The sequence below is a fragment of the Citrobacter sp. Ce129 genome, from assembly GCF_030334545.1.
GTDB lineage: Bacteria > Pseudomonadota > Gammaproteobacteria > Enterobacterales > Enterobacteriaceae > Citrobacter > Citrobacter europaeus.
The window spans coordinates 412,521-426,895 of record NZ_JAOWDS010000051.1 but is presented as its reverse complement, the minus strand read 5'-3'; the positions used below and the strand labels follow the sequence as shown (position 1 = coordinate 426,895).

General features: G+C 50.0%; 13 protein-coding genes. 11 read left to right on the top strand and 2 right to left on the bottom strand.

Translation table 11 applies throughout. The features are described 5' to 3' along the window. The first annotated feature begins 110 nt into the window (after positions 1-110). The 4 genes from OGV77_RS04035 (at position 111) to OGV77_RS04020 (ending at position 4,091) form a co-directional block, all read left to right on the top strand. Positions 111-1,244, top strand: a complete 1,134-nt coding sequence (locus OGV77_RS04035) for a porin (RefSeq protein WP_043015451.1) — start codon at positions 111-113, stop codon at positions 1,242-1,244. A gap of 284 nt (positions 1,245-1,528) precedes the next feature. After that, a complete protein-coding gene (locus OGV77_RS04030; RefSeq protein ID WP_003021862.1) occupies positions 1,529-2,359 on the top strand; it encodes a MetQ/NlpA family ABC transporter substrate-binding protein in 831 nt (276 codons plus the stop codon). 63 nt (positions 2,360-2,422) lie between these two features. Beyond that, entirely contained in the window at positions 2,423-3,439 is a 1,017-nt protein-coding gene (gene sfbB / locus OGV77_RS04025) for a virulence-associated ABC transporter ATP-binding protein SfbB (RefSeq protein WP_043015452.1), read from the top strand. Beyond that, positions 3,432-4,091: a methionine ABC transporter permease gene (locus tag OGV77_RS04020; RefSeq protein ID WP_043015453.1), complete on the top strand. Its 660-nt coding sequence runs from the start codon at positions 3,432-3,434 to the stop codon at positions 4,089-4,091. Before sfbB ends, OGV77_RS04020 begins: the two co-directional genes overlap by 8 nt. Here the strand turns inward: OGV77_RS04020 and mnmH are convergent, their stop codons facing one another. Beyond that, the gene (gene mnmH, locus OGV77_RS04015; protein WP_087051613.1) at positions 4,092-5,186 is read right to left on the bottom strand and encodes a tRNA 2-selenouridine(34) synthase MnmH; all 1,095 of its coding nucleotides are present in this window, start codon (positions 5,184-5,186) and stop codon (positions 4,092-4,094) included. It lies immediately after the preceding gene. A 69-nt stretch (positions 5,187-5,255) separates the two neighbouring features. Beyond that, positions 5,256-6,182, bottom strand: coding sequence for an HTH-type transcriptional activator AllS (gene allS, locus OGV77_RS04010; protein WP_087051612.1), 927 nt, complete (start codon positions 6,180-6,182; stop codon positions 5,256-5,258). Positions 6,183-6,410: 228 nt separating this feature from the next. On the opposite strand from allS, the gene allA reads away from it, so the two are divergent. The 7 genes from allA to OGV77_RS03975 all read left to right on the top strand — a co-directional run bounded on the left by allA (position 6,411) and on the right by OGV77_RS03975 (position 14,301). Beyond that, positions 6,411-6,893: an ureidoglycolate lyase gene (gene allA / locus OGV77_RS04005; protein ID WP_043015456.1), complete on the top strand. Its 483-nt coding sequence runs from the start codon at positions 6,411-6,413 to the stop codon at positions 6,891-6,893. Positions 6,894-6,971: 78 nt separating this feature from the next. Next, complete coding sequence (gene allR / locus OGV77_RS04000) at positions 6,972-7,790, top strand: HTH-type transcriptional repressor AllR (protein ID WP_043017859.1); 819 nt, start codon at positions 6,972-6,974, stop codon at positions 7,788-7,790. Between the two features lie 84 nt (positions 7,791-7,874). Further along, positions 7,875-9,656 (top strand): glyoxylate carboligase, encoded by a 1,782-nt coding sequence (gcl, locus tag OGV77_RS03995; protein ID WP_043015457.1) that lies wholly within the window; start codon positions 7,875-7,877, stop codon positions 9,654-9,656. A gap of 12 nt (positions 9,657-9,668) precedes the next feature. Then, entirely contained in the window at positions 9,669-10,445 is a 777-nt protein-coding gene (gene hyi, locus OGV77_RS03990) for a hydroxypyruvate isomerase (RefSeq protein WP_047412942.1), read from the top strand. Between the two features lie 100 nt (positions 10,446-10,545). Beyond that, positions 10,546-11,424, top strand: a complete 879-nt coding sequence (glxR, locus tag OGV77_RS03985; RefSeq protein ID WP_286502615.1) for a 2-hydroxy-3-oxopropionate reductase — start codon at positions 10,546-10,548, stop codon at positions 11,422-11,424. A gap of 67 nt (positions 11,425-11,491) precedes the next feature. Next, positions 11,492-12,742: an MFS transporter gene (locus OGV77_RS03980; RefSeq protein WP_047412939.1), complete on the top strand. Its 1,251-nt coding sequence runs from the start codon at positions 11,492-11,494 to the stop codon at positions 12,740-12,742. A 98-nt stretch (positions 12,743-12,840) separates the two neighbouring features. Beyond that, a complete protein-coding gene (locus OGV77_RS03975; protein WP_043015461.1) occupies positions 12,841-14,301 on the top strand; it encodes an allantoin transporter in 1,461 nt (486 codons plus the stop codon). The last annotated feature ends 74 nt before the right edge of the window (positions 14,302-14,375 follow it).

Here is a 14,375-nt window from a genome sequence, read left to right as displayed (position 1 = left end):
CTTGATATTTAACAGCACAGAACAATAAAAACCCGACAACACGAGTGTATTAATAAACGTTAATATTTGTATGCTGAATAATTGGCAGGCTATCTATCAAGGTACAAATAATGACTATAAAAAAAACGGCGCTGGCGGTATCGATCGGCGCAGCAGTGGCATTAACGACCTTCGCCTCCCAGGCGGAAATCACGGTCCTGAAACAAGATCCGCAGGCGGGCGACCCGCTGAGCCGTCTTAACTTCACCGTCGGCGGGAGTATTCGTCCGCAGTTCCAGAATATGGCCGGTGACGATGGTAAGAATGGCTACAAACGTAATGGCTTCGACGGCGGGACGCGTTTCCGCTTCGCTGCTGACTACTATCTGTTTGATGACATCAGTTGGGTGAGCTACTACGAGCTGGGCGTTAACTTCCCGGCGATGTTCAACTGGGACAACCACTACGCTAACGGCGCCAACGATACCACGCGCCGTATGCTGTACACCGGTCTGAAGAGCGCGACCTGGGGTACGCTGACCTTCGGTCAACAGAACAGCATTTACTATGATGTGGTTGGTGCGAAAACGGATATCTGGGACTACGACATGATCGGTCAGGCGCCAGGTAACGGTATCAATGGCGACTATGACGGTTCCTATCGTACGCGTAAATCACTGAAGTATAAGAAAACGGTTGGCGATGTCGATCTCTACGCCTCTTATCTGTTCAGCGATGATTACAACCCGAACAACGGTCTGCGCTACAAACGTAAAGGCGGCGGCTCGCTGGGTGTGGATTATCACATCACCGATGACCTGACCTGGGGTACGGCGTGGAACTACACCCGTGCGGAAATGCGTGGCGACACCAGCAAAACCTACGATCAGAACATCGTTGGTACCGCGTTGAGTTGGAAACCGGACAACTGGACCTTCTCGATGGGCGGCGGTTGGTATCAAAACTTCATGACCACCAAAAAAGTGTCTGTTAATGACTACTTTGCCGGTGATGCCTGGGGTCTGGAATACTTCGCGGGTTATACCTTCCCGGTTGGTCAGTATGCGCTGAAATCTGTTCAGCCCTACTTTATGGGAGACCGTATTGAGTACGTGAATGGCCGTAACTACCTGCGTACTGACAACGGTGTGGGTATCAGCTTCCAGCTGGATTACGGTTTCCGTGTTGATTACGAACACGTATTCACCTCCAGCACCGACAATCTGGGCGATATGAACCTGGTTCGTCTGCGTTACGACTTCTAATCGAACGCCTGTCAAACGGAACGCCCGATGCGCTTGCGCTTATCGGGCCTACGGGAGCAGGGTGATCACGTTATTTGTAGGCCGGATAAGGCACTTGTGCCGACATCCGGCTTTTTCATGCCTTCTCTCATTTGAAAACACATTTCGCAACATCATGAAATAATTTCAAGGACAGCAGGTTGTGATCTGTGTCATGTTAACAATCAGCCTGTTAACGGGCCAACAAGAACAACGCCGCAAGAACGGCGTGAGACATGACACCACAACGTTAAAATGGAGAGATTATGGGATTGCGTCAGAGTTTACGCGTCGCGACCGGAGCGCTATTGCTGGCCTGCGGATTACAATTTGCTCATGCGAACAGCGATCCGCATACCATCGTGTTTGGCGTCGCGCCTGGGCCGTACGGTGATATGGTGAAACAGGCCATTGCCCCTACGCTGAAAGAGAAAGGCTATAAGGTCGTGGTGCGCGAATTCAGTGACTACGTGCAACCGAACATGGCGCTATCCAACGGCAGCATCGATGCCAACCTGTTCCAGCATTCACTCTACTTTGACAAATTCACCGCCGATAAAGGACTTAAGCTGAGCAAGCTGATTGTGGTCCCGACGGCCGGGATGGGTTTTTACTCACATAAAATCAAAAGCCTGGATGAGTTGAAAAAAGGGGATGTGATCACGCTGTCCAACGATCCCACCAACCTGGCTCGCGGTCTGCGTTTCCTGCAGTCTATCGGCCTTATCACCATCAAAGACAATATCGATCCAACGAAGGCCTCCGAGCGCGATATCGCCAGCAACCCGAAAGGACTGGTGTTTAAACCGCTGGAAGCCGCACAGCTGCCGCGTACGCTGGACGGCGTGACCGGCGCGCTGGTCAACGGTAACTTTGCCGTGGCGGCAAAACTGGATCTCGCCAGCGCCATCAAGCAAGAGCATCTGGATGAAAATCTGAAAAATATCATCGCGGTACGCAGTGAAGATGCGGATAAACCGTTTGCGAAAGATATTGTGGAGGCGGTGAAATCTCCGGCGTATCGCGCGGTGATCGATGATCCGCAAAACATCTACAGCGCCTTCCAGAAACCGGAATGGATGTCGGCAGCCCAATAATTGCTGCGCACAAGGGTTAACAGGGGCAGCGGCGACTGCCCTTTTCGCATTTCTGAGGTGGCTATGATTGAAATAGAAAAGGTATGCGTGGATTTTAGCGCAGGCCGTGGACCGTCAACCCGGGCGGTTGATGACGTCAGCTTGCGCATCGGCGCAGGTGAGATATTTGGCATTGTCGGGACCAGCGGCGCGGGGAAAAGTACGCTGCTGCGCACCCTGAACGCCTTAACGCGACCGAGTCAGGGAAGCGTGAAGGTGAACGGCGTAGAAATTTCCGCGCTGGAAGGCGCGCATCTACGTAAAGCTCGTCAACGTATCGGGATGATTTTTCAACATTTTAATCTGATGCATACCCGTACCGTGGCGCAAAACGTCGCCTTTAGCCTGAAGGCTGCCGGATGGGAGCGCAGTAAAATTGGCCCGCGCGTTAGCGAAATCCTGGCGCTGGTGGGGCTGTCTGACAAGGCAAACCGCTTTCCGGTTCAGCTCAGCGGCGGGCAAAAGCAGCGTGTGGGTATTGCCCGCGCGATTGCCAATCACCCGGATGTACTGCTGTGTGATGAACCTACCTCCGCGCTGGATCTGGAAACCTCGGCCACGATTCTGGCGTTGCTTAAGCAGATCAATCAACAGTTGGGGATCACGATCGTACTGATCACTCACGAGATGAACGTGATCAAATCGATTTGCGATCGCGTGGCGGTGATGTCAGGCGGCAAGGTGGTGGAGTCCGGTGAGGTGTTTGACGTTTTTGCTCACCCACAGCACGCTTTCACGCAGCAACTGGTGTCGCATACCCTCAATCTGACGCTACCTGAACGTCTGCGCCAGCATCTGCCCGGCCAGTTGCTAAAAATTCTGTTCATTGGCGATTCGGCGGAACAGCCGGTGTTGTCAGAAGTCGCGGTTAAATTTGGCGTGGCGGTGAACATTCTGCACGGCAAAATTGAATATATTGGCGAACGCGCGCTGGGGATTTTGGTGGTGCAACTGACCGCGCCGCATAACCCTTCAGCGGTGGAAGTCGCCGTGGAACATATTCGTCAACGTACTGCACAGGTGGAGGTGATTCGTGGATGATTTATTGCCTGATTTGACGCTGGCGTTTAATGAAACCTTCCAGATGCTGAGCATCTCTACGGTGCTGGCAATTATTGGCGGTCTGCCGCTCGGTTTTCTTATTTTTGTCACCGACCGGCATTTATTCTGGCAAAACCGTTTTGTGTATCTGCTCAGCTCCGTGCTGGTGAATATCATTCGTTCGGTGCCGTTTGTGATCCTGCTGGTGCTACTGTTGCCGCTAACCCAGTTTTTACTTGGCAATACCATTGGCCCGATTGCGGCGTCGGTCCCGCTCTCTGTGGCGGCAATCGCCTTCTATGCCCGTCTGGTCGACAGTGCGCTACGTGAAGTCGATAAAGGCATTATCGAGGCGGCGGAAGCGTTTGGTGCCAGCCCGATGCGCATCATCTGCACCGTTCTGTTACCGGAGGCGAGCGCGGGTCTGCTGCGTGGGTTGACGATAACGCTGGTGAGTCTGATCGGTTACTCCGCGATGGCCGGTATCGTTGGCGGCGGTGGAGTCGGCGACCTGGCGATTCGCTTTGGTTATTACCGCTACGAAACCCAGGTCATGGTCGTTACCGTGGTGGCGCTGATTATTCTGGTGCAGGTCGTTCAGGTGCTGGGCGACTGGCTGGCAAAACGCGCAGATAAGCGCGACAGACACTGATCACTGTGCGTTAAGCCAGTCGGCAACATCCTGCCAGGTGCCGCGAAAGACGATTTTCGCGGCTTTCTTTTCCAGTTGATAGCGATACATCGGGTCGTAATACTCGTTGAGCAACGGCACCAGCCAGCCCATATGGGCGTCGGTGCTGCCCGTCGCCTGCTGTTCGCGCAGAGCCACGTCGAGCAGGGCGGTCAACTCGGCAAAACGTTGTAAACCCAGGCGACGGCGGATAGCAAACAGGCCGTGGTGCAGATAGTCACTGTACTCCTGCCAGCCCTGGCTCTCGCCATAAGCATGGGTAAAATCGTGGTGCATTCGCACGAAATACTCTTCGCGCAGTCGCTCCAGACGACGCTCAAAAGGATCGTCAACCACCGCTATAGATGCCTGGGTCATACGCTCTCGCAGGCATTCGGGCAGATGATTAGCCCCGATCATGCGGCCTTCATCTTCCAGTACCCACAGACGTAGATCCTGACGGCTGTTCGTTTTGAGCATTTCGACCGCCAGCAGGTTTTCAAAGCTTGCCTGGCTAAGTTGCGGTTCCACGGTACGTCCAAACGAGGAGCCGCGATGGTGAGCCAGTCCTTCAAGATCCACACCGTTCGGCTGCCGTTGTACCAACTGCGTTTTGCCGTTCCCGGTACAGCCGCCGATTAAGACGATCGGTTTTTGCACCAGTTCTTCAGTCAGTTGAATCGCTGCCTGACGCAATGCTTTATAACCACCTTGTATCAGCGGGTAGTCAATGCCGGACTCGTGCAGCCACTGCTGCACAATATGCGAACGCTGACCGCCGCGTGCGCAGCATAGGTAGCCCGCAGGATTTTGACGACAGGCATCCTGCCAGGCACGTATTCTCTGCTGGCGGGTTGCTCCCGAAACCAGTTGATGGCCGAGCGCGAGGGCGGCCTCAGGCCCCTGACGTTTATAACAGGTACCCACGGCGGCACGTTCGTCATCGTTCATTAAGGGGAGATTTACTGCGCCCGGCATCGCGCCTTGTTGAAATTCGACGGGGGCGCGTACATCGATTATAGGCGTACCGGCGAGCAGAATTGCGCGATAGTCCTGTGCTGTTCGTGTGTCTTGCATAGTAAAAAACGAAACCTCAAATCATCCTGCGTACTATTTTACGCGCCAAATGAGAGGATGACTTGATTTTCAATCGCGTGCATTGTTGAAAATTGCTAAAAATCCGGCGATTTCAGGTTTTCGCTGCGTAAATAACGCCACAATATCTTCCACAGCCTTACCTGCGCCAAACTTATGCCATGCGAGGCTTAAAGGGGAAGGGGGGCGCATGGTGGGTATTATGCTACTGACCAGTTGGCCGTTATCCAGTAACGGTTGGCAGAGCGGCTGTGGAACGAAGCCAATACCCACGCCCGCAAGATGCGCTGCAAGCTTGGTTTCCATATCCGGGACGATGATCTCTTTTTGACCGGGAAGACGCCATGCGACCCGTTTGGTCAGGGTCCGCGCGCTATCTTCAATGTTGATTGCCGGAAAACGGCGCAACTGCGCTTCCGTTAATGGACCACTGACGTCTGCCAGTGGGTGATCCGCCGACATCACAAATCGCCACTGAACAGAACCCAAAGGATCGAGAGTAAAGGTGTTTGCCATCGGTTCCGTGCCGGTTACACCGATAGCCAGAGAGAATCCTTCATACAGCAGAGAATCCCACACGCCCATATAAATCTGCCGGGAAAAGTGAAACTGAGTAAAGGGATAGCGTTCGTTAAGCCAGGATAACAGGCGAGCAACGGCTTCTGGGCTGTAAAGCAGGTTATTGACCACAATGTTCACCTGGCGCTCTACGCCGTCGTTCACTTGCTGTAATTCGCTGGGCATGCTGTCCAGCCATGCGAGCCAGTCTTTTGCCTGGGAAAGAAGGTGAGACCCTGCGGCGGTTAACGTCACGCTTCGGGTGGTGCGAAAAAATAGCGCGACGCCGGTGTTTTCTTCCAGAAGCTTAATACGGTAGCTGATGGTGGCCGTGGTTTTACACAAGCGATCCGCCGCCCTGGAGAAACTCCCCGTTTCGGCGACGCCGATAAAGGTACGCAGTGTTTCCGGATCAAACATCGTCAGCCACTCCCCTTAATGATCTTCTGTAAGCCAGATTTCTTGTTCTCTGATTTATAAGTATTTTTGCATAATGGCCTTGTTTAAATTGTGGTCTAAATCTAGTTTTGGAAAATTTTTCCAATTTTTGTGTTGATGTTAATTCACGAAGGTTTTAGATTGCATGGTATTGAAGCCGCTAAATGTTCTGACTGCGGTTCTGCAGAATTCAGCTACAAGGAAACGATGATGAAACTAGAGGTATTACCGTTAAATCAGCAAACGTTCAGCGCCTATGGCGATGTTATAGAAATCCATAAACGTGATTTTTTTCATATCAATGATGGGCTCGTTGAGCGTTATCACGACCTGGCTAATGTGGAGATCCTTGAGCAGGACAGGACCCTCATTAGTATCAACCGCGCGCAACCGGCGGCGATGCCGATTGTTGTACATGAGCTGGAGCGCCACCCGCTGGGCACTCAGGCATTTATGCCTATGAATGGTGAAGCATTTGTGGTGATTGTCGCGCTCGGCGAGGACAAACCTGATCTTTCCACCTTAAAAGCCTTTATCTCCAATGGCCTACAGGGCGTGAATTACCATCGAAATGTCTGGCATCATCCACTATTTGCCTGGCAAACCGTAACCAATTTTCTGACCGTCGATCGCGGTGGCAGCGATAATTGCGATGTTGAAAGTATCCCGGCACATGAGCTCTGTTTTGCGTGACGCTATCGGCCTTCTTGCTTAATATGAGCATATTGTTCATTGTTTATGCTCATATTTTGGGCCGGAGTAAATGTAGTGGTGACGGAAGTAAGACGGCGCGGCAGGCCTGGACAGGCGGAGCCGGTTGCGCAAAAAGGCGCTCAGGCGCTTGAGAGGGGTATTGCAATTTTACAGTATCTCGAAAGAAGTGGAGGCAGTTCGTCAGTTAGCGATATTTCCGGCAGTCTGGATTTACCGCTCTCCACGACTTTTCGCCTGTTGAAAGTTTTACAAGGGGCTGATTTTGTTTATCAGGACAGTCAGTTAGGTTGGTGGCACATCGGTTTAGGCGTCTTCAATGTGGGCTCCGCGTATATTCATAATCGCGATGTCCTGTCGGTAGCCGGACCGTTTATGCACCGATTAATGCTGTTGTCAGGCGAAACGGTTAACGTTGCGATTCGCAATGGCACCGAAGCGGTGTTAATTGGCCAGAAGGAGTGCAAATCGATGGTCAGAATGTGCGCACCTTTAGGCAGTCGCATGCCGCTCCATGCTTCCGGTGCGGGTAAGGCGCTGCTTTATCCGTTGATAGAAGAAGAGTTAATGGACATCGTCGTGAAAACGGGTTTACAGCAGTTTACGCCGACCACGTTGGTGGATTTTCCTACTCTGCTGCGCAATCTGCAATTGGCGCGTGAGAATGGCTATATCATCGATCACGAAGAGCATGTTATTGGCTTGAATTGCATCGCTTCGGCTATCTATGACGATACAGGCAGTGTAGTTGCTGCCATCTCTATTTCTGGGCCCGCATCCAGACTGACGGAAGAACGTTTTATCAGTCAGGGGGAGCTGGTACGGGATACTGCACGAGATATCAGTACGGCGCTTGGCTTAAAAGCCCCCGTAGCTTAAGTCGCAACCCGCTCAGAGGAGCGGGACTTTTTTGGATTTTTTTGAAGTTGGAAAATCTTTCCAATAAATAGAGGTAGAAAGAAAATGGCAAAAATGAGAGCCGTTGACGCGGCAATGTATGTGCTGGAAAAAGAAGGCATCACCACCGCATTTGGGGTTCCAGGAGCGGCTATAAACCCGTTCTACTCCGCAATGCGTAAGCATGGAGGCATCCGTCACATTCTGGCTCGTCACGTTGAAGGCGCTTCCCATATGGCTGAAGGTTATACGCGTGCAACGGCAGGTAACATTGGCGTCTGCCTTGGCACCTCTGGCCCGGCAGGCACTGACATGATCACTGCACTGTATTCCGCCTCTGCCGACTCTATTCCAATTCTATGCATCACCGGCCAGGCTCCTCGTGCCCGCCTGCATAAGGAAGATTTTCAGGCTGTTGATATTGAGTCTATTGCCAAACCGGTCAGCAAAATGGCGGTAACAGTGCGTGAAGCGGCACTGCTTCCTCGGGTGTTACAGCAGGCATTCCATGTAATGCGCTCTGGTCGTCCAGGTCCGGTGTTGATCGATTTGCCTTTTGATATTCAGGTTGAAGAAATCGAATTCGATCCAGACATGTATGAACCGCTGCCGGTATACAAGCCTGCGGCCAGCCGCAAACAGATTGAGAAAGCGCTGGAAATGCTGATTCAGGCTGAGCGTCCGGTCATCGTGGCTGGGGGCGGGGTGATTAATGCGGATGCCAGCGAACTGCTGCAACGCTTTGCTGAATTAACCCACGTACCGGTAATTCCTACGTTAATGGGCTGGGGATGTATCCCGGACGATCATGAATTAATGGCCGGAATGGTGGGGTTACAAACGGCGCATCGTTACGGAAACGCCACGCTACTGGCCTCCGATATGGTGTTTGGTATTGGTAACCGTTTTGCGAACCGACACACAGGATCCGTCGCGAAATATACCGAAGGTCGCAAAATCATTCATATCGACATTGAGCCGACACAAATTGGTCGCGTTCTTTGCCCGGATTTAGGCATCGTTTCCGACGCCAAAGCCGCGCTGACTTTGCTGATTGACGTTGCTCAGGAGATGCAGAAATCAGGACGTTTGCCTTGCCGGAATACCTGGGTTGATGAATGCCAACAGCGTAAGCGGACGTTACTGCGTAAAACCCACTTCGACAATGTCCCGGTTAAGCCGCAGCGCGTGTATGAAGAGATGAATAAAGCCTTTGGTCGCGACGTTTGCTACGTCACCACCATCGGGTTATCGCAAATTGCCGCCGCGCAAATGCTGCACGTATTTAAAGATCGTCATTGGATCAACTGTGGCCAGGCAGGTCCTCTCGGTTGGACACTGCCAGCGGCATTAGGAGTTTGTGTTGCCGATCCAAAACGCAATGTCGTCGGGATTTCGGGGGATTTTGACTTCCAGTTCCTGATTGAAGAATTGGCCGTAGGCGCGCAATTCAACATTCCTTACATCCATGTGCTGGTCAACAACGCCTATCTGGGATTGATTCGTCAGTCGCAGCGCGCGTTTGATATGGATTACTGCGTGCAACTGGCATTCGAAAACATCAACTCCAGCGAAGTAAACGGCTATGGCGTCGATCACGTCAAAGTGGCAGAGGGATTGGGCTGTAAAGCCATTCGCGTATTCAAACCTGAAGATCTTGCTCCGGCATTTGAACAAGCCAAAGCCCTGATGGCGCAGTATAGCGTTCCGGTTGTCGTCGAAGTGATCCTTGAACGTGTGACGAACATCTCTATGGGCAGTGAACTGGATAATGTGACCGAGTTTGAAGAGATTGCAGACGGTGCTACCGATGCGCCAACCGAAACCTGTTTTATGAAATACGAATAGATGAGGTGAAAGATGTTACGTTTCTCAGCCAATCTTTCCATGCTGTTTCTGGAATACAGTTTTCTTGAACGCTTCGATAAAGCGGCACAATCGGGATTTCGTGGCGTAGAGTTTATGTTTCCCTACGATTACGACATTGACGTATTAAAGGAAAAGCTGCAGACCAACCAACTGGAACATACGTTGCATAATCTCCCTGCCGGAGACTGGGCGGCGGGTGAACGCGGTATCGCCTGTATTCCGGGGCGCGAAGAAGAGTTTCGCGAGGGCGTGGCGGCAGCTATTCGCTATGCGAAGGCGCTTGGCAATAAGAAAATCAACTGCCTGGTGGGTAAAACGCCAGCGGGGTTTTCCGCCGAACAGATCCAGCAGACGCTGGTGGAAAATCTGCGCTATGCGGCAAATATGTTAGCGCAAGAAGATATTTTATTGCTGATTGAGCCGATCAATCATTTTGATATGCCGGGTTTCCATCTTACCGGGACTCATCAGGCGCTGGCGTTAATTGACAGCGTCGGCTGCAATAATATCAAAATTCAGTATGACATTTATCACATGCAGCGCATGGAGGGAGAATTAACCCAAACCATGACCACGTGGGCAAATAAAATAGGTCATTTGCAAATTGCAGATAACCCTCGTCGCGGAGAGCCGGGGACAGGGGAAATTAATTATGACTTTATTTTTAAGTTTATCGATAAATCAGGTTATGACGGTTGGATTGGTTGTGAATATAAGCCACTGACCACCACCGAAGCGGGATTATCGTGGATTAATCAATATCGATAATTTGTAAGGAATTTCAGGCATCGCTATTTTTTCCACTTTGTTGGCAGGGGATCGTGTTGCCTGAATTCTGGAAAACCGACAGACATATATGAGGTTAAAAATGAAACTGGGATTTATTGGCCTGGGTATTATGGGATCGCCAATGGCGATCAATCTGGCTCGCGCCGGACATCAGCTACATGTGACGACCATTGGCCCTGTAGCGGAAGAATTGCTGTCATTGGGCGCGGTAAATGTTGAAACTGCACGTCAGGTTACTGATTTTGCAGATATTATATTTATAATGGTTCCGGACACGCCGCAGGTTGAAGAAGTGCTTTTCGGCGAACACGGTTGCGCTAAAACCGCATTGCAGGGAAAAACAATTGTCGATATGAGTTCTATCTCTCCTATCGAAACTAAACGTTTTGCTAAGCAGGTTAATGAACTGGGCGGGGACTATCTGGATGCGCCCGTCTCTGGTGGGGAAATTGGCGCTCGCGAAGGTACCTTGTCCATTATGGTTGGCGGTGAGCCAGAGGTATTTGTACGGGTCAAACCGCTGTTTGATATTCTGGGTAAAAATATCACCCTGGTGGGCGGTAATGGTGATGGTCAAACCTGTAAAGTGGCCAACCAAATTATCGTTGCCTTAAATATTGAAGCTGTTTCTGAAGCGCTGGTATTTGCCTCAAAAGCAGGTGCGGATCCAATTCGCGTACGCCAGGCGTTAATGGGTGGATTCGCCTCTTCGCGTATTCTGGAAGTACATGGTGAGCGCATGATCAAGCGCACCTTTGAGCCTGGTTTCAAGATTGCATTGCATCAAAAAGATCTCAATCTTGCATTACAAAGCGCAAAGGCACTTTCATTGAGTTTACCAAATACGGCAACCTGTCAGGAATTATTTAATACTTGTGCTGCGAATGGCGGTAGCCAGTTAGATCACTCAGCAATGGTTCAGGCGCTGGAATTAATGGCAAATCATAAATTGTCATGACCATAGGTATCGCTGCGCTCTTTGCAGCGATACTTCAAAACCAGACACACTTTGGAAAGGTGCAGTCATGAGTGAAAAGAATAAATCCGGTATTGAATACTGGCAGAAGATTGTCGTTGTAATGAGTCTGGGTTGGGTGGCGATATGGATTTATCGCACCGTGTTAACCCCTATTTATCCTGAGATTCAGGCATCCCTGGGAAATGTCAGCAATGCTGAAATAGGCGCCATTGCCAGCTTTTATTTCTTCGCCTATTGCAGTATGCAAATTCCTTGTGGAATTTTGGTCGATAAGTTTGGCCAGAAAATTATGCTGATGTGTGGGTTTACGCTCTTTATCATTGGTACGCTCAGTATCGCTAAAGCCACTGGATTGGCGATGATCTACGCTGGTTCACTAATGGCGGGGGCGGGTTGTGCCTCTTTCTTTAGCTCAGCATATTCACTCTCTTCGGCAAATGTCCCTCAGGCTCGTCGCGCATTGGCAAACGCCATTATTAATAGCGGTTCAGCGATTGGAATGGGGATTGGCTTAATCGGTTCCAGCGTGCTGGTAAAAAGCATGAGTATGGCCTGGCAAAATGTTCTGTTCCTTGTTGCCGCCGTGCTGGTTGTAATGCTATGCGTGTTTACACTGGTTATTCGCGGAAAGACTAAAAGTGAAACACCTGTATCAGGCGAGAAAATACAGACGTTAGCGACGACAGAAGATAAGAGCCCACCGCTGTTTTCAGGTCTGTTATGTAGCGTGTACTTTCTCTACTTCTGTACTTGCTATGGTTATTACCTGATTGTGACCTGGCTTCCGTCTTACCTGCAGACTGAAAGAGAATTCGATGGCGGCGCGATTGGGGCGGCTTCGGCGTTAGTCGCCGTGGTGGGTGTCCCTGGCGCATTGTTTTTTAGCCATCTGTCCGATAGGTTTCGCAACAGCAAAGTCAAAGTTATTCTTGGTCTGGAAATCATGGCCGCTGCAATGTTGGTATTTACGGTATTATCGCCGAATACCACGATGCTGATGGTCAGCCTGACTCTGTACGGTTTGCTCGGCAAGATGGCGGTGGATCCGATTTTGATCTCCTTTGTCTCTGAGCAGGCGTCCTCAAAAACGCTGGGCAGAGCATTTAGCCTGTTTAACTTCTTTGGTATGAGCTCAGCGGTTATTGCGCCAACATTAACCGGATTTATTTCTGATTTGACGGGTTCAAAAGAGATAAGCTTTGTCATCTCAGCTTGTCTGGTGGTAACCGGAACGCTTATTTTTGCCGGCGTTACGTTATATAACAAGAAAGCAACACCGATTATTGCTTCAGCATAAAGACATAATAAAAATTATTTGCATTACTTTCTTTATTGTTTTTGTTCCGCATAGCTAAACCCATTACAACGTTATCCGATACGTGACGAGAGGGATTTATGGAACATCAAAGAGAACTATACCAACAACGTGGTTATAGTGACGACTTATTACCAAAAACGGCCGAACAACGGAACTGGAAAACATTCAACTATTTTACATTATGGATGGGTTCTGTGCATAACGTACCTAATTACGTTATGGTTGGCGGGTTCTTTATACTAGGACTTTCCACATTCAGCATTATGCTGGCTATTATTATTAGCGCATTGTTTATTGCGTTAGTTATGGTTATGAATGGTGCCGCCGGAAGTAAATACGGTGTACCTTTTGCAATGATTCTGCGTGGCTCGTATGGCGTACGTGGAGCACTCTTCCCTGGATTATTGAGAGGGGGGATTGCAGCAATTATGTGGTTTGGTCTGCAATGTTATGCCGGATCGTTGGCATTTCTTATTCTGATTGGCAAAATATGGCCCGGATTTTTAACGCTGGGCGGTGACTTTACGTTATTAGGGTTGTCTCTGCCGGGATTAATTACATTTCTTATTTTTTGGCTTATCAACGTCGGTATTGGTTTTGGCGGTGGTAAAGTATTAAATAAATTTACCGCAATCCTCAACCCCTGTATTTATATTGTATTCGGCGGTATGGCTATCTGGGCGATATCCCTGGTAGGAATTGGACCGATCCTGGACTACATTCCTGGCGGAGTGCAAAAGGCAGGCAATAGCGGATTCCTGTTCCTGGTTGTCATTAATGCGGTCGTCGCGGTATGGGCCGCTCCGGCAGTGAGCGCATCAGACTTCACGCAAAATGCCCACTCATTCCGTGAACAAGCATTGGGTCAGACGCTGGGACTTATTGTCGCATACGTGCTATTTGCCATTGCCAGCGTGTGCATTATCGCCGGTGCCAGTATTCACTACGGCGTGGATACATGGAATGTGTTGGATATTGTACAGCGTTGGGACAGCCTGTTTGCCTCGTTCTTCGCGGTTTTAGTTATCCTGATGACAACAATCTCAACAAACGCTACGGGTAATATTATCCCTGCGGGTTATCAGATTGCCGCTATTGCTCCAACTAAATTAACATATAAAAAAGGTGTATTGATCGCCAGTATTATTAGTTTGCTGATCTGTCCGTGGAAATTAATGGAAAATCAGAGCAGTATTTATCTGTTTCTGGATATCATTGGTGGGATGCTCGGCCCTGTTATTGGGGTTATGTTAGCTCACTACTTTATCGTTATGCGTGGCAAAATTAATCTTGATGAATTATATACCGCCAGCGGTGATTATCAATATTACGATAATGGGTTCAATCTGACTGCATTCTCTGTAACGTTAGTCGCCGTAATTCTTTCACTGGGTGGTAAGTTCATTCCATTCCTCGAGCCGTTATCGCGAGTGTCGTGGTTTGTTGGGGTTATTGTCGCTTTTGTGGCATATGCCTTACTGAAAAAAAGAACGGGTGCGCAGTCAGCCGGCGTACAAAAAGTTACAGGCCAGATGTGATGAAATCAGTAAGCGCATTTTATTAAAAGTGCGTTGTTTATAAAAAACTATCTGTATCCATACTAGGAGTTCGT

What these genes read in the sequence shown, in the direction of transcription:
- OGV77_RS04035 (WP_043015451.1), top strand. Translation starts at nt 111, where the DNA reads ATGACTATAAAAAAAACGGCGCTGGCGGTATCGATCGGCGCAGCAGTG.
- OGV77_RS04030 (WP_003021862.1), top strand. Translation starts at nt 1,529, where the DNA reads ATGGGATTGCGTCAGAGTTTACGCGTCGCGACCGGAGCGCTATTGCTG.
- sfbB (WP_043015452.1), top strand. Translation starts at nt 2,423, where the DNA reads ATGATTGAAATAGAAAAGGTATGCGTGGATTTTAGCGCAGGCCGTGGA.
- mnmH (WP_087051613.1), bottom strand. Translation starts at nt 5,186, where the DNA reads ATGCAAGACACACGAACAGCACAGGACTATCGCGCAATTCTGCTCGCC.
- allS (WP_087051612.1), bottom strand. Translation starts at nt 6,182, where the DNA reads ATGTTTGATCCGGAAACACTGCGTACCTTTATCGGCGTCGCCGAAACG.
- allA (WP_043015456.1), top strand. Translation starts at nt 6,411, where the DNA reads ATGAAACTAGAGGTATTACCGTTAAATCAGCAAACGTTCAGCGCCTAT.
- gcl (WP_043015457.1), top strand. Translation starts at nt 7,875, where the DNA reads ATGGCAAAAATGAGAGCCGTTGACGCGGCAATGTATGTGCTGGAAAAA.
- hyi (WP_047412942.1), top strand. Translation starts at nt 9,669, where the DNA reads ATGTTACGTTTCTCAGCCAATCTTTCCATGCTGTTTCTGGAATACAGT.
- glxR (WP_286502615.1), top strand. Translation starts at nt 10,546, where the DNA reads ATGAAACTGGGATTTATTGGCCTGGGTATTATGGGATCGCCAATGGCG.
- OGV77_RS03980 (WP_047412939.1), top strand. Translation starts at nt 11,492, where the DNA reads ATGAGTGAAAAGAATAAATCCGGTATTGAATACTGGCAGAAGATTGTC.
- OGV77_RS03975 (WP_043015461.1), top strand. Translation starts at nt 12,841, where the DNA reads ATGGAACATCAAAGAGAACTATACCAACAACGTGGTTATAGTGACGAC.